Annotated in this window: 18 protein-coding genes and 1 other annotated feature; of the genes, 13 read left to right on the top strand and 5 right to left on the bottom strand. The window is 36.4% G+C overall.

Features of this window, described 5'->3' with window-relative positions; all coding sequences use genetic code 11:
- Positions 1-72: 72 nt before the first annotated feature.
- Positions 73-1386 (bottom strand): alkaline phosphatase family protein, encoded by a 1314-nt coding sequence (locus ACTT1L_RS15615; protein ID WP_000356448.1) that lies wholly within the window; start codon positions 1384-1386, stop codon positions 73-75.
- A 153-nt stretch (positions 1387-1539) separates the two neighbouring features.
- Here ACTT1L_RS15615 and ACTT1L_RS15610 point away from each other — a divergent pair, with 153 nt between their 5' ends.
- Entirely contained in the window at positions 1540-1833 is a 294-nt protein-coding gene (locus ACTT1L_RS15610; RefSeq protein ID WP_000383851.1) for a YesK-like family protein, read from the top strand.
- A 93-nt stretch (positions 1834-1926) separates the two neighbouring features.
- Positions 1927-2132: a binding site (T-box leader), on the top strand.
- Between the two features lie 47 nt (positions 2133-2179).
- Positions 2180-3610, top strand: a complete 1431-nt coding sequence (gene proS / locus ACTT1L_RS15605; RefSeq protein ID WP_001040964.1) for a proline--tRNA ligase — start codon at positions 2180-2182, stop codon at positions 3608-3610.
- A 117-nt stretch (positions 3611-3727) separates the two neighbouring features.
- Here proS and ACTT1L_RS15600 read toward each other — a convergent pair whose 3' ends face one another.
- On the bottom strand, positions 3728-4795 hold the full coding sequence (locus ACTT1L_RS15600; RefSeq protein ID WP_442821991.1) for an LPXTG cell wall anchor domain-containing protein: 1068 nt from the start codon (positions 4793-4795) through the stop codon (positions 3728-3730).
- Positions 4796-4997: 202 nt separating this feature from the next.
- Here ACTT1L_RS15600 and ACTT1L_RS15595 point away from each other — a divergent pair, with 202 nt between their 5' ends.
- The 7 genes from ACTT1L_RS15595 to ACTT1L_RS15565 all read left to right on the top strand — a co-directional run bounded on the left by ACTT1L_RS15595 (position 4998) and on the right by ACTT1L_RS15565 (position 11571).
- Positions 4998-5876: an ROK family protein gene (locus ACTT1L_RS15595; RefSeq protein WP_000666104.1), complete on the top strand. Its 879-nt coding sequence runs from the start codon at positions 4998-5000 to the stop codon at positions 5874-5876.
- A gap of 128 nt (positions 5877-6004) precedes the next feature.
- Positions 6005-6601, top strand: coding sequence for a TerD family protein (locus tag ACTT1L_RS15590; RefSeq protein WP_001121580.1), 597 nt, complete (start codon positions 6005-6007; stop codon positions 6599-6601).
- 23 nt (positions 6602-6624) lie between these two features.
- A complete protein-coding gene (locus ACTT1L_RS15585) occupies positions 6625-7209 on the top strand; it encodes a TerD family protein (RefSeq protein WP_000146722.1) in 585 nt (194 codons plus the stop codon).
- A 79-nt stretch (positions 7210-7288) separates the two neighbouring features.
- Positions 7289-7867 (top strand): TerD family protein, encoded by a 579-nt coding sequence (locus ACTT1L_RS15580; protein WP_001007531.1) that lies wholly within the window; start codon positions 7289-7291, stop codon positions 7865-7867.
- 72 nt (positions 7868-7939) lie between these two features.
- The gene (locus ACTT1L_RS15575; RefSeq protein WP_000025699.1) at positions 7940-8731 is read left to right on the top strand and encodes a TerC family protein; all 792 of its coding nucleotides are present in this window, start codon (positions 7940-7942) and stop codon (positions 8729-8731) included.
- Between the two features lie 107 nt (positions 8732-8838).
- On the top strand, positions 8839-10470 hold the full coding sequence (locus ACTT1L_RS15570) for a YceG family protein (RefSeq protein WP_000492873.1): 1632 nt from the start codon (positions 8839-8841) through the stop codon (positions 10468-10470).
- 18 nt (positions 10471-10488) lie between these two features.
- A complete protein-coding gene (locus ACTT1L_RS15565; protein ID WP_001064413.1) occupies positions 10489-11571 on the top strand; it encodes a toxic anion resistance protein in 1083 nt (360 codons plus the stop codon).
- A 60-nt stretch (positions 11572-11631) separates the two neighbouring features.
- Here the strand turns inward: ACTT1L_RS15565 and ACTT1L_RS15560 are convergent, their stop codons facing one another.
- Positions 11632-14298: a cation-translocating P-type ATPase gene (locus ACTT1L_RS15560; protein ID WP_071742186.1), complete on the bottom strand. Its 2667-nt coding sequence runs from the start codon at positions 14296-14298 to the stop codon at positions 11632-11634.
- Positions 14299-14488: 190 nt separating this feature from the next.
- Positions 14489-14713, bottom strand: coding sequence for a DUF1128 domain-containing protein (locus ACTT1L_RS15555; RefSeq protein WP_000366197.1), 225 nt, complete (start codon positions 14711-14713; stop codon positions 14489-14491).
- Between the two features lie 174 nt (positions 14714-14887).
- Here ACTT1L_RS15555 and ACTT1L_RS15550 point away from each other — a divergent pair, with 174 nt between their 5' ends.
- From ACTT1L_RS15550 to ACTT1L_RS15540, 3 genes are read left to right on the top strand one after another with little or no spacing between them, the layout of a single operon-like run.
- Positions 14888-15352 (top strand): low molecular weight protein-tyrosine-phosphatase, encoded by a 465-nt coding sequence (locus ACTT1L_RS15550; RefSeq protein ID WP_442821990.1) that lies wholly within the window; start codon positions 14888-14890, stop codon positions 15350-15352.
- 53 nt (positions 15353-15405) lie between these two features.
- The gene (locus ACTT1L_RS15545) at positions 15406-15921 is read left to right on the top strand and encodes a DUF4075 domain-containing protein (protein ID WP_001085393.1); all 516 of its coding nucleotides are present in this window, start codon (positions 15406-15408) and stop codon (positions 15919-15921) included.
- A 6-nt stretch (positions 15922-15927) separates the two neighbouring features.
- Positions 15928-16797, top strand: coding sequence for a YihY/virulence factor BrkB family protein (locus ACTT1L_RS15540; protein WP_001226530.1), 870 nt, complete (start codon positions 15928-15930; stop codon positions 16795-16797).
- Positions 16798-16981: 184 nt separating this feature from the next.
- Here ACTT1L_RS15540 and ACTT1L_RS15535 read toward each other — a convergent pair whose 3' ends face one another.
- The gene (locus ACTT1L_RS15535) at positions 16982-18907 is read right to left on the bottom strand and encodes a heavy metal translocating P-type ATPase (RefSeq protein WP_048557769.1); all 1926 of its coding nucleotides are present in this window, start codon (positions 18905-18907) and stop codon (positions 16982-16984) included.
- A gap of 270 nt (positions 18908-19177) precedes the next feature.
- On the opposite strand from ACTT1L_RS15535, the gene ACTT1L_RS15530 reads away from it, so the two are divergent.
- Positions 19178-20128, top strand: a complete 951-nt coding sequence (locus ACTT1L_RS15530; RefSeq protein WP_061131246.1) for a DMT family transporter — start codon at positions 19178-19180, stop codon at positions 20126-20128.
- Positions 20129-20199 lie beyond the last annotated feature (71 nt).

Genomic DNA, 20199 nt, shown 5'->3' with positions numbered 1-20199 from the left:
TACAAAAATAAAAATTATAAAAAGAGAAACAATGATGAATTTTACATAACTTTTACATATATACACAGTTCTTTACAATTGGAGTAAATCCTCTACAATTGATCCGTCTGTTTCACCTAAGTGTAAACCGAGTAGTCTAGCGATAGTTGGGCCTTCATCAATAAGTCTCATATACGGTATGGTAATGCCGCTTTTTATTCCTTTCCCAGCAGCTATAAAAATTGTTTCATAGTTAGGTTTTGTTGGAGAGTATCCATGCGTACCAAATGTATATTTTTTACTAGGCGTAACATCTTTTTCAGTAATTTCTTTTATAAAATCTCCTGTATAGTTTTCAGTGAAATAATACCCTTCTCGTGCTTCCAACATAAATAAACAATTGCCATCTGCACCGCATTCCTTCGCATCCTCATCATGAAGTATAAATTCAATACCGTTTTGTTTATTTTGAAGCAGTTCTTCAAGGAGTAGTTGTACTTCTCGAATTGTATCGGTATCGTTTTTGTCTTTCACATATACATAGGCGGACCCATCGCAACTTTGGCAATAAGCATTCCAGTCTACTAATTTTCCTTTTGAATTTATAGAGATAAGCCCTTTTTGATGAAATAGTACATTTAATTGAATGGCTTTGTTTTCACTTAAAGCGCTATGATCACCAAGAGCGATAATAGTGCTCTCTTCGTATAGTCCACTGTCTTTTAAAGCTTGAATAATTTTCCCTAGTCGCTCATCATGTCTATGAATTGCGGCTATTGTTTCTTTTGATTCAAAGCCGTGATAGTGTCTTTGGGTGTCTAAATCGGTGAAATGTACAAACATGACATTAGGCTTTTTCGTCTGGATTGTATGCACAGCAGAAGCAAGTACGAAATCATCGAGTTCAGGTTGTGACACTCCATTTCGTATATGGCCGAAACGACGATTTAAATCTAATTGATATAGCGGGCTACCGCTAAATAATGAAACTAAAACTTGATTTTGCCACGGTCTATTTGGAAAGATTTCTGGTAAATTGTAATCAATATTTGCTCTGCCGGTAACAGGCCATAGAAGGGCAGCTGTCGTTAAATTTGCTTTATGTGCTTCATCATATAACGTTGTTCCTTGTATTGATTTTCGGTACCAATGCCAATCGGGTGATTCACGTCCAGGTTGAAGTAACGTATTGCTAACAACACCATGTTTATTAGGGTAATTACCAGTTACGATTGTTGAGTGACTTGGGTATGTTACAGAAGGATAAATTGGTTCTACTTTTTCGACAACCGTACCCTTTTTGATTAGAGATTGGAAGTGAGGTAATTTTTGTAGTATAGGAAAATCTAAAGCTGATAAACAGTCGAATGATAAAATGATGACACGATTCGTTAATGCTTTATCCATAAAGTAATCCTCCTAATTATATAAAACCTATTACTATATACTACTATTAATACCTAGTAATAAAAATATGTTTTTAAATAAAATTTATTATTTATTTTCAGAAAAGTTGAACATATAATAAGTATAAGGGAATCTATGGAAGGAGGGAATGGTATGGACTGGTTAGATGGATTTGGTATATTTTACATCATTGGCGGAATCACGATTATCCTTGTATTTGCTATTTCGTATTTACTAAAGAAACGGTTTCCAGACAAGCAGTTCGATATTATATTTGCACTTAGTCTAATACTTCTTTGTTTAGCATCCTTTCCTGTTACAATGATGGTTATTGGTGGATGGGAAGGAATGGGGTATGGGTTTATTGGTTTCTTCGTCCTACTTGGTACACTTATTGGTATGATTGCACATCAACTTTTAAAAATATCACGAAAAAGCTACGTATAAAACTGTAAAAAATGAAAAGAATATATAAAAATAAGAAAATTCACTCTTGTTTTGAAGTGAAATTTATATTATGATATTCAACAAATTTATTTTGTTATAACGATGAAAAAGGACTAGTATATGTTCAACCTTTTTAGCAGAGAGAGAATCCGTCAGGCTGAAAGATTCTTAAAAAGACAACATGGAACCTACCTTTGCGTTCTGCATATGCAGCGGGAATTTCCCGTTATCAAAAAGAGAGCATGCACAATTTTGTGCATGAATCAGGGTGGTAACGCCGGCAAAGCTCGGTCCCTATTTAGGGACGCGGGCTTTTTTGTATTTTCTAGAAGGAGGAAGACTGACTATGGCAAAAGAACAAGTACAAGCGATTACGAAGATGGAAGAGGACTTTGCACAGTGGTACACAGATATTGTAAAAAAAGCAGAACTTGTTGATTATTCAAGTGTAAAAGGATGTATGATTCTACGCCCGTACGGCTATGCCTTATGGGAAAATATGCAGAAAGTTATGGATGAGAAGTTAAAAGCAACCGGTCATGAAAATGTGTATATGCCAATGTTTATCCCAGAGAGCTTATTACAAAAAGAGAAGGATCATGTAGAAGGATTTGCTCCTGAAGTAGCATGGGTGACACATGGCGGGAATGAAAAGTTAGCAGAAAGACTTTGTATACGCCCTACATCTGAAACTTTATTCTGTGAGCACTTTTCAAAAATTGTGCAATCCTATAATGATTTGCCAAAGTTATATAATCAGTGGTGTTCAGTAGTTCGTTGGGAAAAGACAACGAGGCCATTTCTTCGCACAACGGAATTCTTATGGCAAGAGGGTCATACAATTCATGAAACAGCAGAAGAATCTCAAGCTGAAACATTAAATATTTTAAATCTATATGCTTCTTTCTGTGAAGACTATTTAGCGATACCGGTAATTAAAGGACAAAAAACAGAAAAAGAAAAATTTGCGGGAGCAAAGGCAACTTATACGATTGAAAGCTTAATGCATGATGGGAAAGCACTTCAAACAGGAACATCCCATAACTTTGGAACGAATTTCTCTGAAGCATTTGATATTAAATTTTTAGATCGTACCGGTAAGTGGCAATATGTACACCAAACATCTTGGGGCGTATCAACGAGAATGATAGGTGGACTGATTATGGTTCATAGTGATAATAATGGGCTTGTAATGCCTCCTAAAGTTGCACCAGTGCAAGTTGTTATTGTACCGATTGCTCAGCATAAAGAAGGAGTTTTGGCGAAAGCGCTAGAGTTACAAGGACATATTCAAAAGGTTGCACGAGTAAAAATAGATGCTAGTAATAAAACACCAGGTTGGAAATTTAATGAGTATGAAATGAAAGGTATTCCAATTCGATTAGAAGTTGGTCCTAAAGATATTGAAAAGAATCAAGTTGTACTCGTAAGAAGAGATACGAAAGAAAAAGAGTTTATATCAATGGATCAATTAGAAGAACGCATTCCAGCACTACTTGAGGAAATTCATAACTCTTTATTTAATAAAGCAAAAGTATTTCGTGATGAAAATACGTATAGTGTGACGAAGTTTGAAGAGATGAAAAAATTAGCTGATGAAAAGCAAGGATTTATTAAGGCGATGTGGTGCGGGGAACTAGCTTGTGAAGAGAAATTAAAAGAAGAAGTCGGAGTATCTTCTCGCTGTATGCCTTTTGAGCAAGAGCATTTAGCTGACGAATGTATTTGTTGTGGTAAAGAAGCGAAACAAATGGTGTATTGGGGAAAAGCGTATTAATGCTCTTTTGGATAGGAAGGATGAAAAGGACTTTAGGCTGCATAATAAAATGCAATCCAAAGTCCTTTTTAGTTTTACAATTTGTTTCATGTATTTTTAAGATGGAAGGATATGTTTTTATTTTGCGTTTTTACGGCGAATGAATAGTAACATACCAATTAGGAATGTTGAAAGTCCCATTAAAATAGATGCAGGATAATGTGTTGCAGTATTCGGTAACTTATCGCCTTGTTTTTTCGCGTTATCTTTTACGTTACCACCTTTGGAACTATTGCCACCTTGAGGGCCATTTCCTCCTTGAGAACTGCTATCGCCTTTACCACGGTTACCTCCATGAGAGTCATTTCCCCCTTGAGAACTGCTATCGCCTTTACCACGATTGCCGCTAGAGCCATTGCCACCAGAGCCATTGCCGCCAGAACCGTTGCCGCCAGAGCCGTTGTCGCCAGAGCCATTGCCGCCAGAGCCATTGCCGCCAGAGCTGTTGTCGCCAGAGCCACTGCCGCCAGAGCCGTTGCCACCAGAACCATTACCGCCGGAACCACTGCCATCAGAACCGCTACCGCCGGAACCATTGCCACCAGAACCACTGCCATCAGAACCGCTACCGCTAGAGCCATTGCCACCAGAACCGTTACCGCCGGAACCATTGCCACCAGAACCATTGCCATCAGAACCGTTACCGCTAGAGCCATTGTCACCAGAACCGTTACCGCCGGAACCATTGCCACCAGAGCCGTTGCCACCAGAACCACTGCCATCAGAACCGCTACCGCCGGAACCATTGCCACCAGAACCACTGCCATCAGAACCGCTACCGCTAGAGCCATTGCCACCAGAGCCGTTGCCACCAGAACCACTGCCATCAGAACCACTGCCATCAGAACCGCTACCGCTAGAGCCATTGCCACCAGAGCCGTTGCCATCAGAACCATTGCCACCAGAACCATTGCCATCAGGGCCGTTGCCGCCAGAACCATTGCCACCAGAACCACTATCGTCCTGAGAACCACCGTTTCCTGGTGGTTTATTATTATCTTTTGAGTTACCTTCTGCGAAATGATCGTTATTTTGTACAATCGCATTTGTTACTGGAGAGAAGTTTTCTGTTGCTGCATTACCAATATTTAAACCACTAAAAAAAGATAAAGAAAGAGTTGATGCTAAAATAAAAATTTTCGTCATTGATTTCCTCCTGAAAAATTAATATTCCATCTAAAATACATCCCTTTGTAATATTTCATAGGAAAAAGAGTTTTATACAAAAAAATCTATATATAGAAAAAGGTGGTGTATTTCTAAAGAGAGAAAAGAGTTAGTGTAAATTCTTTATAATAGTAGAGTAGTGGGAATTTCACACACATTACAGTAGAGGAAGTGACAGCAGATGAAAGAGTATATTGCATTTGATATTGGTGGTACACACATTAAATATGGAATTGTTTCAGAAACAGGAACAGTACTAAAGCATAAAACAGTTCTAACAGAAATTCATTTGGGCGGAGAACAAATCATTCAAAAACTCATTCTTTTATCAAAAAAATTAATGGGGGAACATAAGGTTTGGGGAATTGGTATTAGTACGGCGGGAATTGTTGACGTTAATAAAGGGGTGGTGACGGGAGGTGTGGATCATATTCCGGGCTATAGTATGATTCCTATTATGAATAGATTGCAAGAGGTATTAAAAGTTCCTGTATCCATTGATAATGATGTGAATTGTGCAGCGTTTGGAGAAAAGTGGAATGGTAGTGGAAGAGAGAAAGGAAATTTTATTATGTTCACCCTTGGAACTGGTATTGGAGGAGCAATTTTTATAGATGGAGAGTTATATAGAGGGCATTCGTTTAGTGCTGGTGAATGGGGAAATATGTTAATAGAAGGAAAGCCGTTTGAAGAGGTCGCTTCCATTTCAGGGTTAATTCATCTTGTCCGAAAATATAAAGGAGAAGGTGATTGGAATGGGAAAACGATTTTCGAACTGTATGATAAAGGAGATAGGGAAGTTACGCAAGCAGTTGAGGTATTCTTTAAACATTTAGCGATTGGAATTAGTAACCTTGCTTATATTTTCAATCCAGAAATGATTGTTATAGGTGGCGGAATTACTGATAGAGGAAATCAGTTCTTAAAAGAAGTAAAAGAAGAGGTAGAAAAATATTTACAAAAAGAGATTTATAATAATTGTGAGATTGAACTTGCACAAAACGGTAATTGTGCAGGAATGATTGGTGCTATTTACCACTTCTTACATCATCATAAGTAAATTATATGAATGTTTTCATATAACTGAGAATTTATCCTTTTTATCACTAGGTAAATAATGCTACAATATAAGAGGAGAATACAATATTTTCCGTATTGGAAAATGCTTTGTAGAAAGGAAGAAACTGCATGCCTATTATTTTAGAAAAAGGTCAAAAGATCGATTTAACGAAAGGACAACCCAAAGTAGCAAAACTACAGGTTGGCTTAGGCTGGGATCCAATTGGGCAATCAGGTGGGTTTCTGTCTTCATTATTTGGAAGTAAACCAAATGTAGATTGTGATGCATCAGTTGTTATGTTAGAAGAAGATCGTTTTTTAAACAAAAACGATTTAGTTTACTTCGGAAACAAGCTTTCTACTTGTGGTAGTATTATTCATTCAGGAGATAATTTAACAGGCGAAGGCGCTGGTGATGACGAAACAATTTTCGTAGAATTACATAAAGTTCCGAGCCGTATTAATCGTTTAGTATTCGTTGTAAATATTTATGACTGTGTAAATCGTCGTCAAGATTTCGGGATGATTCGTAATGCATATATTCGTATTCAAAACCCGCAAACTGGCGAAGAATTCGCACGCTATAATTTATCGGATAATTATGCTGGCAAAACGACTCTAATTGCAGGTGAAATGTATCGCCACGGAAGTGAATGGAAGTTTTCAGCTGTTGGAGAAGGAACACAAGATAAAAACTTAAGTGAGATTGTATCACGTTATCAATAATATAAACCGAGGAGGAATTGTATATGGCATCAATTTCATTGAAAAAAGGACAAAAGGTAGACTTAACAAAAACGAATCCAGGTCTTTCAAAAGTTCTTGTAGGACTTGGTTGGGATACAAATCGTTATGATGGACAAGCTGATTTTGATTTAGATGTTAGTATCTTTTTAGTAGGTGCTAACGGTAAAGTTTCAGGAGCAGAAGATTTTGTTTTCTATAATAACCCAAAAGGTGCGAATGGTGCTGTAGAACATTTAGGAGATAACCGAACTGGCGAAGGTGAAGGCGATGATGAATCTATCAAAGTAGATTTGAAAAATGTACCTGCACATATCGAACGTATTTGTTTCACAATTACAATTTACGATGGAGAAGGTCGTAGCCAAAACTTTGGTCAAGTTTCTAACTCTTTCGTACGTATTTTAGATGAAGAAAAGAATGCAGAGTTAATTCGTTACGATTTAGGAGAAGATTTCTCTATTGAAACAGCTGTTGTAGTAGGTGAACTATACCGCCATGCAGGTGACTGGAAGTTCAATGCAATCGGAAGTGGATTCCAAGGTGGATTAGCGTCTCTATGTAACAATTTCGGTTTAGATGTAGAGTAATAGATTTAGCTATCCATTAGTAAATATATATTTGCTAATGGATATATTTTTAAAGATTAAAATATAGGGGTGAATATACATGGCCATTCAGTTACAAAAAGGACAGAAAATCGATTTAGGTAAAACAAGCCCTGGCTTAACGAAAGCAGTAATTGGTCTTGGTTGGGATATTAAATCTTATGATGGTGGAGCTGATTTCGATTTAGATGCATCTGCCTTTTTATTAGATGTGAACGGAAAATGTACGAAGGAAACTGATTTTATCTTCTATAACAATTTACAGTCTCCTTGTGGATCTGTTCTACATACAGGAGATAATCGTACAGGTGAAGGTGAAGGCGACGATGAGCAACTTGTTGTAGATTTGAAGAAAGTTCCAGCAGATGTGCACAAAATTGCTATTACAGTTACAATTTATGATGCAGAAGGCCGTAGTCAAAACTTTGGACAAGTAGGAAATGCGTTCGTTCGTTTAGCGAATGAAGAAACGAATGAAGAAGTTCTTCGTTTTGATTTAGGGGAAGATTTCTCCATCGAAACAGCAGTTGTCTTTTGTGAATTATACCGTCATAATGGACAGTGGAAGTTTAATGCAGTAGGAAGTGGATTCCAAGGTGGCTTAGGTGCGCTTGTAAGAGCGTATGGCTTGGATGCATAGGAAGGAAACGATATTCGTTTCCTTTTTTTGACCTTTCTATAAATCTAGCAAAGAATAGGGGATATAGGTAAGATGAGTATTTTGCAAGGAATCCTTGATACGTATGCTCAATTTTTCGACTTGGACATGTGGATTAAAGTGTTGCAGGATCCAGTATCTTGGGGATTAATAGGTACACTTGTTGTACTTGAAGGATTGTTATCTGCTGATAACGCACTTGTATTAGCGGTAATGGTAAAACACCTTCCGGAAGAAAAACGTAAAAAAGCATTATTCTATGGACTTATTGGAGCTTATGTATTTCGATTTATCGCAATTGGAATTGGAATGTTCTTAATTAAATTAGCATGGGTAAAAGTGTTAGGTGCACTTTACTTAGCATGGCTTTCAGTTAAATACTTTATTGATAAACGAAAAGGTAATGCAGAAGAAGAGGAAGCTCATGGTATGAACCAAAACAGTGTTCTCTTCAGAATGTTTGGTGTCTTCTGGGGAACAGTTGCGATGGTTGAATTAATGGATATCGCATTCTCTGTAGATAGCGTACTTGCTGCATTTGGTGTATCAAATGAAGTTTGGATTCTATTATTAGGTGGAATGCTCGGTATTTTAATGATGCGCGGTATCGCTGGTGTATTCTTAAAATTGTTAGAGCGTATTCCAGAACTTGAAACGACAGCATATATTTTAATCTTAATTATCGCAGCAAAAATGTTATTGTCTGTCATTCATATTGAAATAAGCCATACAGTGTTCTTCATTATTTTAGTTGTAGCATTTGGAGCAACATTTATACTTCACTACATGAAGAATTCTGGACAAGCTAAAGAAGAAGTTGCAGCTACTAAAGAAGACAATAAATAATTGAAATGGGTTTGCTCGTTTTACGAGCGCCCATTTTTTATAGACAGAAATAGTTTATAATAGAAGAAAGACTTAGAAAAAGTAAATGTTTTTGGAGGTGAACTGTTGTGTTTTCACGTTTTACACTTCAACCATATGCATTAAAAGATGAATCAGATTTAAAGCAATTTGAAACGCTTTTAGAAAAACGTCCACAATATGAGCTGACAGAGAATGAGATGAAATTTAGTTATATAGCATGTCGAATCCTTGGCGTTCCTAATGATGTAGATGAATATTTCAATGAACTATTTGATTATAGTGAAGCGAAAGGAATTGAAGTTTTACATGAACAAAATTTAAATAAAGTAATCGATTCGGAAAAACTTCGTCATATTCAAGAAGTGTTCGGATTACATCAAGAAGCACCAAATGGTCTAACAGTAAATAGGCTAGTGGCACACTTATCTGGGAAACAACTTTTGCCGAAAGTAGATAATCCTGATTTACAACATTATATACATACGACATTTATTTCTGTATTGAAATTATATGAGAAACAACATAATCAATCTTTAAAGACAGAAGGCTTCCGTCGTTTCTTAATCGACATGATTAAATTAAGCGAAAATTACGTAGCGAAGTGGTTCTCTACGATTAACTATAAGAAACAAATGCCGCGTATTGTTTGGTACGGTGATGCACAGGAAAGCCGTATATATTTCTTATACTTTCTTATTATGCTCGGCTGCGATGTACTTTATTATCACCCAGAAGGAAAAGATGGATTTGAGAATGTCGATGAAGAGGGAAGGACATTTATTATGTCTCATCCAGGCCGTATTGCTCTTGAACCATTTCCAGATCGCCGCCGTGAGCGTGTGGCAACAGTAGCGTATCAAGCTTCAAAAGAAATTGAGCAAGTACTTCACCACGATAATTCACTGCTGTACAAGCCATGGCAATTCCGTTCCTATACGCCTGTAGCTCGTACATTAAAAACAACATATGATGAACTCTTTTTAATTACGAAAGAAAAGGCGTTTGTACGCCCGACATTCTTTGTTGAAAATAAACACATTTATATCCCTTCTTTATTTGCGAAAATATCAGGTGTTTCAAAGAATGATAAAGAGTATTTTCAACGATTAAAGGCTGTTACATCATTTGATAACAGTTTATTAATTAATACATTTCCGTTTACGAAAGAACAAAAAGCAAATTTCCAATACCATTATCGAGATGCATTAGACCGTGGGGGGAAATTGCATCCAGATTTAATTATGAACAGTCATTGGTGGCCACACAAACGATTGCCAGAAGGATTACAACATGGTATTGCAGAAGCGATTATCCATACGTGTGAAAGCGAAATGTGTAAACCAATTGCAAAAGAGACGAAACAAGATGTAGCGCTATATGTTTTCGCGCAACTTTCTCAAATACCACCGAATATTTTAGAACAGCTTGAGAAATTTGATTATTCACAAGATGTACCGAAAATTGTTATATTTAATAATGAGAAGAGTGGAGAGTTAACTCGTTCTGATGCTGTTTTATTACTATTTTTAAATCAAATTGGAGTAGATGTATTCCATTTCAATCCAACGGGAAGAAACGATATTGAACCATATATTGAAGCGGGGGCATTTGATTCACATTGGCTTGAAGAAGTTAATTTCGATCTTGAGTTTCATGGTTCATCAGCCTATAAAAATTTATCACAAACAATAAAAGGACTATTTCGTCCATTTTTATAAGGAAAGGGAGAATACCATATGAATAACCCAGTCGTACTAGATTCGAAAACAGAATTAAATGAGCAAACAGCACAAGATGTTCGCTTGCAACTTAGACAAGATGCGGATGTACAACGTATTTATAATGCGGTAGATATTAAAGATCAATTAGAATTAATTGAACTTGGAAAAGAACCTTCTATGGAAATTTCACGTTTTGCTGATCAAATTTTACATACAATGTCATTATCAAAGATAGAAGATTCTGGTGAATTATTAAAACAGCTTGGTAAAATTATGGACCGATTCGATAGCAAAGACTTTGCGGAAGAGAAAAGCGGTTTCTTCTCACGTATGTTCAAAAAAGCGGATAAAATGATTGAACAAATCTTTAGCAAATATCAAACGATGGGCCGTGAAATTGATAAAGTGTATGTGGAAATTACAAAGTATCAAGATGAAATGAAAAAATCAATTGGTACGTTAGATGGTTTATATGAGCAAAACTTAAAATATTATTTAGACTTAGAAAAATACGTAGTAGCAGGAGAAATGTTATTAGAGCGTTTAAATACAGAGTTAGTTCCGATGTATGAAGAGCGTGTACGTAATAATGATCAATTAGCAGGTATTGAATTAGAGTCGCTTAAAAACTCTGTTGAAATTTTAGAACAGCGTATTGATGATTTAGAAAAAGCACGTATGGTTGCGTTACTTACAGCACCACAAATTCGTATGATTCAACGTGGTAATAATAAATTAATTGGTAAAATCAATACAGCATTTATTACAACGATCCCTATCTTTAAAAATGGTATCATTCAAGCGGTAAATGCGAAGCGTCAAAAGCTTGTTGCAGATTCTATGGCTGAACTGGATCGCCGTACAAATGAATTACTTAAGAAAAATGCACAAAATATCGCGACGCAAAGTGTGGAAGTAGCGAGGTTATCAGGTTCTTCTAGTATTAAGATGGAAACACTTGAGGAAACTTGGAACATTATTTCAAGAGGTATGCAAGAAACACAACAAATTGAAGAACAAAATAAACGTGAGCGTGAAGAAAGCCGCAAACGTATGGCTACATTAACAGAGAACATTAAAAAAGAATTACAAGGATAAAGTGAAACTTTAATCAGTGGGGTAAACGAAAAGGCAATGAGGAATAGTCCTCATTGCCTTTTAGTTTTTCTTCACTAATTTAATGATTTCATTCACAACAAGCGGAATGATACTTAATAAGAGAACAAATCCCCAATCTCGCATCGTTAATGCATGCACACCGAATATATTTGCAAGGGGCGGAATGGAGATGATACAAACTTGCATAAGAACACCGATAAGAAGGGAGAAGACTAAATATTTATTTGTAAAAATCCCAATTGAAAAGATCGATTTCGTTCTTGAACGCAAGTTAAATGAATGAACGAGCTGAGAAAAACTAAGAACGACAAATGCCATCGTTTGAGCGTGTAATAGAGCATCCTCATCAATTTGCTCTGGGAAAAGAGGGAATAGATGTGTATCTCCAGTATAGAACTTTGCTCCGGCGATAAAGGCTATTAGCGTCAAAAGGCCAATGACAACCCCATTGAAAATAAGGAAAGGAACGCTACCACTAAATAAGCTTTCTTTCGCATGTCGTGGTTTTTCCTTCATCACATCAGGATCTTCAGGATCAACCCCAAGTGATAATGCAGGCAGCGTATCTGTAATTAAATTCACCCACAAAATGTGAATAGGTCGTAGTGGTGTTGCCCAGCCGAGTAAAATGGCTAAAAATAAAGTGATAATTTCTCCGAAGTTACAAGAGAGTAGGAAGAGAATTGATTTTTTTATGTTACGATAAATGTTTCTACCTTCCTCAACAGCTTTCACGATAGATGAGAAATTATCATCTGTTAATACGACATCCGCTGCCCCTTTTGCAACATCTGTTCCTGTAATGCCCATCGCTACGCCAACATCTGCTTGTTTTAAAGATGGAGCGTCATTGACGCCATCACCAGTCATAGAAACGATATTGCCTTTTGCACGTAATGCTTTTACGATCTTTACTTTATGTTCTGGAGAGACCCTAGCGAATACATGTAAGCAATCAATTTTGTTTGCTAGTTCTGTATCTGAAATGTTGTCTAATTCAGTTCCAATCATAATTTCAGATATTTCTTCAGCGATGCCAAGTTCTTTAGCAATTGCAAAGGCGGTATCTTTATGGTCACCAGTAATCATAACTGTGCGAATACCGGCTTTTTTACATTCTGTAATTGAATCTTTTACTTCAGTTCGCGGTGGATCAATCATACCGACAAGACCAATAAAGATGAGATTTTCTTCGAGATGATCTATATCCACATCGTTTGAATTGTATTGTTTAAATGCGAATGAAAGTACTCTTAAAGCTTCTTGAGACATTGACCCAGCGGCTTCTAATATTTGATCTTTATCAGCATCTGTTAGAACCTCGATTTTACCGTTTTTAAATATGTGGGTACATCGAGGTAAGAGTTTATCGATAGCACCTTTCGTCATGCTATAGTAGCTTTCATCATATGTATGCACGGTTGACATCATTTTACGATCTGAATCAAAAGGTAGCTCATTTACACGTTCATGTATTTTTTCTAAATGATCTTTTTGCATATTAAAGGTGCTCCCGGCAACGAGAAGAGCAATTTCAGTCGGGTCTCCCGTTTGTGAGTCATTATTGTAGGATGCATCATTACATAGCACCATATTTTCTAACAATAGACGTTGCACATCATTATTTACGTTTAAATTTTCTAATTGATCGTATGTGTTATCACTATAAAAGTGAGTAACGGTCATTTTATTTTGTGTTAACGTACCTGTTTTATCTGAACAAATAATTGTGACAGAACCGAGAGCTTCAACAGCTGGTAGTTTCCGAATGATAACATTTTGTTTAATCATACGCTGCACACCAATTGCAAGAACGATGGAAACGATAGCTGGCAAACCTTCTGGAATAGCTGCAACGGCTAAACTAATTGCAGTCATAAACATTTCTAGTGTATCTCGTCCTTGTAAAAAGCCGATGAGAAACATCACGATACAAATAGCTACAGCAACAAAGCCTAAATACTTTCCGACTTGTGCTAAGCTTTTTTGAAGTGGTGTCATATCATCGTCTGCTTCATGTAACAAGGTAGCAATCTTACCAATTTGTGAGTTCATTCCAGTTTCAACAGCAACACCAACGCCTCGTCCATATGTAACAAGAGTAGACATAAAGGCCATATTCTTTTGATCACCGAGTGGTACTTGTTCATCACTTTGCATGGAAGGGTGGTAGATTGCATCTTTATCAACAGGGACAGATTCACCAGTTAGAGCAGATTCTTCAACTTTTAAATTTGCGGTTTCGATCAGGCGTAAATCGCATGGGATATATCGTCCGGCGTCGAGCATAACGATATCACCTGGAACGACGTGCTCAGATGGAATTTCTTTTAGTTCACCATCTCGCTTGACGATAGCTTTAGGTGTCGCCATCTTTTTCAATGCCTCTAAAGCTTGTTCTGCTTTCGATTCTTGGACGACACCGATAACAGCATTTAAAACTACAACGAGCGCAATAATACTTGCATCAGCCCATTCACCTACAAAGGCTGAAATAAGGGCAGCAATAATAAGGACATATACGAGGACGTCATTAATTTGGGCGAAAATACGCTGCCATAAAGTGCGTTTTTGTTTTGTAGCTAATTCATTAGAACCGTATTGCTTTAAACGTCCATTTACAATTTCTTCTGTTAAACCGTGTTGTTCGTTTGTTTCTAGGTCGATTAATGTTTGATCTTTCGTCTTACTGTACCAATTGCTCATAAGTAAGCACCTCCAGTAAAAACAGTTAGCAATGGTAGTGTTGCTATTATTTGTGAGTAGTATGTATGGAGAAAAAATCTAAGGTGAGGTTCTACTTCTATTGTACAATATTTTACAGTTGATTGAGGGAAAGAGAAGAGTTGTCATGAATTTGTTGGAAGTAAAAAAGAGCCTCATAAACGAGGCTCCTTTACTTTTTAATTAATGTACCTAATTCTTCTGTAATAGCTTGCATTTCACTAATGCTGAATGTTTCACGTTTCATAACATGCTCATAAATGTCACGTAAGTCTTCGTACATTTCTTCATTAAAGCTAGCAGCTCTCATCGCTCCAGCATTAACCATACGTAATTTTTCTTTAATAGCTTCAACCATATATTCAACGTTTTCTTCTGACTTTACGGATAAATCCACCGAAGTGTCCCCCTTTAAAATAACATAAGGCTATCTTAACATTTTTTATCATTTTCGTTAATGAATCTTTTCAATCCTATTAAATTAGTAGGGATTTCCTTTATATTCACTAATTGGTTGTTTATACTATAAGTATATATAAAGAAATGCACCAAGAAAGGAAGAAACAAAAATATGGTTCAAGTATTGTTTGTTTGTCTTGGGAACATTTGCCGTTCTCCGATGGCAGAAGCGATTTTTCGAGATCTTGTCGTAAAAGAGGGACTCGAAGAGAAAATTGTCATTGATTCTGCAGGAACTGGAGATTGGCATGTTGGCCATCCGCCACATAAAGGAACACAAAAAATTTTAAAAGAAAATGCAGTCACTTTTGAAGGAATTAAAGCAAGGCAAGTAGAAAAAGAAGACTTAACAAAGTTTGATTATATTATTGCCATGGACAACAAGAATATAGCAGATTTAAAAAGTTTAGGTAAAACTGGAGGCTATATTGGTAGGCTGTCCGATTTTGTTCCAGACGGTGGCTCGACAGACGTTCCCGACCCTTACTATACAGGGAATTTCCAAGAAGTATATGACCTTGTAACAGAAGGGTGTGCAAAGCTATTAGCTTTCATTCGAAAAGAACAAGGAATATGAGGAAGCTTAGAAAGAAATACTTTCTAACATAAGAAATGAAAGGGTGAAGGAATATGGCAAAGAAAAATAATATTGCTCGAAACATTGCGATTGGTGTAGCTGCAGGTGTAGCTGTATCTATGTTGAAGAAAGAAAACCGTGAAAAAGTAAAAAATACTGCAGAAAAAGCAAAAACAAAGATGATTGAAATTGGTGAAAATGCAAAAATCAAAGAAAAAGTGCAAACTGTTACAGATAAAGGACGCGAACTTGCTGATTTAAATGTAGTGAAAGCAAAAGTAGCAGAAATTAAAAAATTGACGCCGTCTGTTGTAGAGACGTTAAAAGAAACGAAAGAAATTTTTAGTAAGAAAAAGGTTGAGCCAGCAGAGAAGCCAGAAACGATTGAAATTCAAGCTGTTTCTCCAAAAGTAGATGAACTGAAAGCAGAAGAAGAGCCGGTAGTTGCTGAAGATGGCGGTATGAAAGAAGCGCGTGAACTATTTATGAAAGACTCCAATGTAGAGGAAAAAAAAACTGAAGCGTACATTGAGTTGAAGCAAGATAAAGAAGAGAAGAAAAGCGTTTAACCATATATGAGAAAAATTTTAGAAAAGGTGAGAAGAAATCGTACTTATTCGTTTGGTAAAGATTTATATGACCGAACGATGCGCGATGATGTAGCGGGCTTGGCAGCACAGCTCGCTTATTTCTTCTTGCTTGCGATTTTTCCTGGGCTTGTTTTCTTAATTACGCTTCTTGGATTCATTGACCTTCAAACAGAAAGTGTGCTCAACTTATTAGAACCGTACGTACCTGAAGATGCAATGTCTTTGATTGAAGTAAACGTGGATAAAGTTGTAAATGAGCAAAATGGTGGTTTATTATCATTTGGTTTATTATCAATGCTATGGTTTGCTTCAAATGGTGTAAATGCGGTGATGAATGCTTTTAACCGTGCGTATGATGTAACAGAAACACGTTCTTTTATTAAAACGAGGGCGTTATCAATTGTATTTACATTAGCGATTATTTTTATGATTGTGTTTGCACTAATTGTTCCAGTGTTTGGACAAGTCATTGGGGCAGCTGTATTTAAAGCAATTGGTTTATCGGATAGTTTTTCTTACGTGTGGAGTATTACGCGTTTAGTAGCGAGTTTCTTCGTGTTATTTGCATTGTTTAGTTTTTTATATACATTTGCACCAGATCGAAAATTAAAAAGAAGAGAAGTCATTTCAGGAGCAACATTTGCTACTGTAGGATGGATTGTGGTATCGTACTCATTTGCTTATTATGTAGATAAGTTTGCGAATTACGCCAATACATATGGTGGTCTCGGTGGTATTATTATTTTAATGTTATGGTTTTACTTAACTGGATGGGTAATTTTACTTGGCGGTGAAATTAATGGTTTACTCCATCATTATAGGACGGGTGACAATAATTCCCGTAATGAAAAGTGAGCTCTTGTTCCATAATAATAGGGAACAGGGGGGATATTTCATGAGTAATAATAAAAAGAATCACAACAATAAAAATAACAATAAACAAAAGAGTAGTTCGCATCCAAAGCATAAAACGAGTGGTAGTGCAAACGGGCATAATAGCTACCATTAGAAAAAACGGGTCCTTTATGAGGGACCCGTTTTAATTGTTTCCTTTTAATAATCGTAAGCCATTTAAAATAACAAGAATCGTACTTCCCTCATGCCCGATAACACCGAATGGAAGAGCTAAAAATTGCATGAAGTTTGAACAAATCAGCATTGCAATTACAGCTAGTGAAAAGATTACGTTTTGCTTTACAATACGGTTCATTCGTTTTGATAAACGAATTGCTTGTGAAAGTCGAGATAACTCGTTCTTCATAAGTACAACGTCTGCCGTTTCTAAAGCTACGTCTGTTCCTTCTCCCATCGCTACACCAATGCTAGCAGTAGCGAGTGCAGGGGCATCATTTATACCATCTCCGACCATTGCTACTGTCCCGTATTTTTCTTTTAGCTTTTTAATCGTTTCCACTTTTGTTTCTGGTAAGCATGATGCGTAATATTCCTTTATATTACTTTCAGAGGCAATTGCTTTTGCTGTTTCTTCATTATCACCAGTAATCATAATTGCTTCGACACCGATGCTTTGTAATTCGCGAATAGCAGCTATCGTTTCTTGGCGAAGTGTATCTTTTAAAGCGATAAGCCCAAGGATGCCATCCTCGTCACTAATATAAACGACAGTTTTACCTTCTTTTTCAAGGGAAGCAGAAATACCATTATGAAATGTCTTTGTTTCTTCACCGATAAAATCAGCTTTACCTATTTTATAAGCTTTGTTTTCGAATGTTCCTTTTAGCCCAAAACCAGTTACATCTTCAACGTTTTCTGGTTTTTTTAATGTAATGTCATACGCATGTTGTGCATACTTCACAATAGATTCAGCTAAAGGATGTGTAGAGTGACTTTCAATTGCTGCTGTAATTGAAAGTACTTCTTTTTCTGTCATATTTTCTCGAACATATACATCTGTTACGGTAGGTTTTCCTTCTGTTAATGTCCCTGTTTTATCAAAAGCAATTGCTTTTACTGAAGCGAGGCGTTCTAAATGTATGCCACCTTTAAAGAGAATTCCATTTCTTGCTCCGTTAGAAATAGCAGATAACGTTGCTGGTGTAATGGCAGCAACGAGTGCACAAGGAGATGCGACTACAAGTAAGATCATAGCGCGATAAAACGTTTCATTCCAGCTCCAATCTAGTAAGAAATGAGGGACGAACATCATAAGCGCAACAACGAGTAGTACACCTTTTACATATGTTCCTTCAAACTTTTCGATGAATAGTTGTGATGGTGATTTTTCACTTTGTGCACTTTGAACGAGACGGATAATCTTTTGGAATAATGTTTGATCGCTCGGCTTCGTAATTTTAACTTCGATAGCACCGCGTAAGTTTACAGTACCAGCAAATACTTCATCACCATGTTTTTTTTCATTTGGAATAGGTTCACCAGTAATCGCTGCCTCATCGATATTTGTTTCACCGCTATGAATCGTACCGTCAGCAGGAACGCGCTCACCTGGCTTAATTAAAATAATGTCGTTAATTTGTAATCGTCCAACAGGAACACGTTCCTCGGTTCCATTTGAAATACGTAATGCTTCTTCAGGTTGTAGATCAAGAAGCGCTGAAATTTCTTTTTGGCTTTTACTTAATGTATAAGATTCCATTGCACCGCTTAGTGCGAAAATAAAGATTAAAATCGCGCCTTCTGCCCAGTAGCCAATAATTGCAGCACCGATAGCAGCAAAGAGCATAAGCATTTCGACATTTAGCTCTTTCTCCTCAATTGTATCTTCAATACCTTCTTTTGCTTTTGCATATCCACCAACTATATAAGCAAGGATATAGCAAGTAATGCCTACATTCATTACATCGTTCTTTGTGAATAACCAACCAGCTAAAATGAAAATACCAGATGCGATTGCAAATATAAGTTCATAATGTTTCTTTAATGTATCCCATAAAGAGGGATGAGAAATAGACTTTTGTACTTGTAATGTTTTTACTTCTGAGTTCATTACTACTCGCTCCTTCCAAATTCTTATTGAGAAAAATAATCAAAATCGAAACCCCTATAAAACGACGAAAGCTGCCATCCATAATGGATAGCAGCATTTCTGTTGAATCTGTTTTTAACAGTTATTATGTTGTAATTATTCTATAGTATAGCATATGTTTTCGTTAGATGATATGTTTTTGTTTGCGTATAAACTGAAAACTTGTGTTTTCACAGTTCCTTTGGTATATATGAATATTGTTCGTAAAAAGATCGGAAAGGAAGACAACAAGTGAAGACAGAGAAATTTTTTACCCATCCGATTGGCGTGTTTATTGCTGCAATAGTAGCGACTTTTTTATGGGGGAGCGCATTCCCTTTTATTAAATTAAGTTATGCTGAACTTGGAATTCAGCCACAAGAAGTTGGGGAGCAAATATTATTTGCTGGTTATCGTTTCTTCTTATCTGGGGTTATGCTTTTATTCTTCTTTAAAGCGTTAGGAAAAGATATGAATTTCAAAAAAGGAACGGGGAAGCAGTTAGTACAAATTGGTTTATTTCAAACATTTCTTCAATATATATGCTTTTATATTGGAATGAGCTATAGTTCTGGTATTGAAGGAGCTATCATTTCAGGAACCTCATCATTCTTTCAAATTTTACTCGCACATTTTTTATATAAAGATGATGCTCTTAATGTGAGAAAAGTAATTGGAGTTTCTATCGGCTTCTGTGGTGTCATTTTAGTAAATGTACCTAGTGATGGTAGTTTGTCATTCCATTTCGGAATTGGTAGTTTATTACTTCTGATTGCAGCAATGTTGTACTCGTATGGGAATATATTGGCGAAAGAAGGTAGTAAAACATTAGATATTGGCTATATGACAGCCTACCAAATGATTTTTGGTTCTATCGGACTATTATGTATAGGGGCTGTGCAAGTTGGAGTTATGCCATTTACATTTAGTATACATGCAATACTAATGCTTATCTATTTATCTTTCTTATCCGCAGCAGGATTTTGCATTTGGAATACAATTATGAAGTACAACAAGGTTGGAAAAGTATCAATGTACATGTTCTTTATACCTGTATTTGGTGTGTTATTATCGAGCATGATTTTAGGCGAAGCAATTCATTCGTTTGTATTATTCGGTTTAGCGTGTGTAGCTGCGGGAATTATTGTGGTGAATCGGGTGCCAGCTAAGCAGAAAATGGAGAAAGAAAAACAAGTAGCATAGATAACGAGAAAACGATTACAATGGAAGAACAGTGCTGTTCTTCTTTTTTTATAGAAAAAGGATAATAGACT

Origin of the sequence: Bacillus sp. FH, from assembly GCF_052216825.1 — a bacterium.
GTDB classification, from domain to species: Bacteria; Bacillota; Bacilli; order Bacillales; family Bacillaceae_G; genus Bacillus_A; species Bacillus_A paranthracis.
The sequence above is the reverse complement of the archived record's forward strand: the minus strand, read 5'-3'. Positions and strand labels throughout refer to the sequence as shown.

Bases quoted from the DNA above. Each gene is read 5' to 3' on its own strand.
- ACTT1L_RS15550 (WP_442821990.1), top strand. From the start codon at position 14,888: ATGGTTCAAGTATTGTTTGTTTGTCTTGGGAACATTTGCCGTTCTCCG.
- ACTT1L_RS15545 (WP_001085393.1), top strand. From the start codon at position 15,406: ATGGCAAAGAAAAATAATATTGCTCGAAACATTGCGATTGGTGTAGCT.
- ACTT1L_RS15610 (WP_000383851.1), top strand. From the start codon at position 1,540: ATGGACTGGTTAGATGGATTTGGTATATTTTACATCATTGGCGGAATC.
- ACTT1L_RS15580 (WP_001007531.1), top strand. From the start codon at position 7,289: ATGGCCATTCAGTTACAAAAAGGACAGAAAATCGATTTAGGTAAAACA.
- ACTT1L_RS15560 (WP_071742186.1), bottom strand. From the start codon at position 14,298: ATGAGCAATTGGTACAGTAAGACGAAAGATCAAACATTAATCGACCTA.
- proS (WP_001040964.1), top strand. From the start codon at position 2,180: ATGGCAAAAGAACAAGTACAAGCGATTACGAAGATGGAAGAGGACTTT.
- ACTT1L_RS15585 (WP_000146722.1), top strand. From the start codon at position 6,625: ATGGCATCAATTTCATTGAAAAAAGGACAAAAGGTAGACTTAACAAAA.
- ACTT1L_RS15575 (WP_000025699.1), top strand. From the start codon at position 7,940: ATGAGTATTTTGCAAGGAATCCTTGATACGTATGCTCAATTTTTCGAC.
- ACTT1L_RS15590 (WP_001121580.1), top strand. From the start codon at position 6,005: ATGCCTATTATTTTAGAAAAAGGTCAAAAGATCGATTTAACGAAAGGA.
- ACTT1L_RS15615 (WP_000356448.1), bottom strand. From the start codon at position 1,386: ATGGATAAAGCATTAACGAATCGTGTCATCATTTTATCATTCGACTGT.
- ACTT1L_RS15565 (WP_001064413.1), top strand. From the start codon at position 10,489: ATGAATAACCCAGTCGTACTAGATTCGAAAACAGAATTAAATGAGCAA.
- ACTT1L_RS15535 (WP_048557769.1), bottom strand. From the start codon at position 18,907: ATGAACTCAGAAGTAAAAACATTACAAGTACAAAAGTCTATTTCTCAT.
- ACTT1L_RS15540 (WP_001226530.1), top strand. From the start codon at position 15,928: ATGAGAAAAATTTTAGAAAAGGTGAGAAGAAATCGTACTTATTCGTTT.
- ACTT1L_RS15595 (WP_000666104.1), top strand. From the start codon at position 4,998: ATGAAAGAGTATATTGCATTTGATATTGGTGGTACACACATTAAATAT.
- ACTT1L_RS15600 (WP_442821991.1), bottom strand. From the start codon at position 4,795: ATGACGAAAATTTTTATTTTAGCATCAACTCTTTCTTTATCTTTTTTT.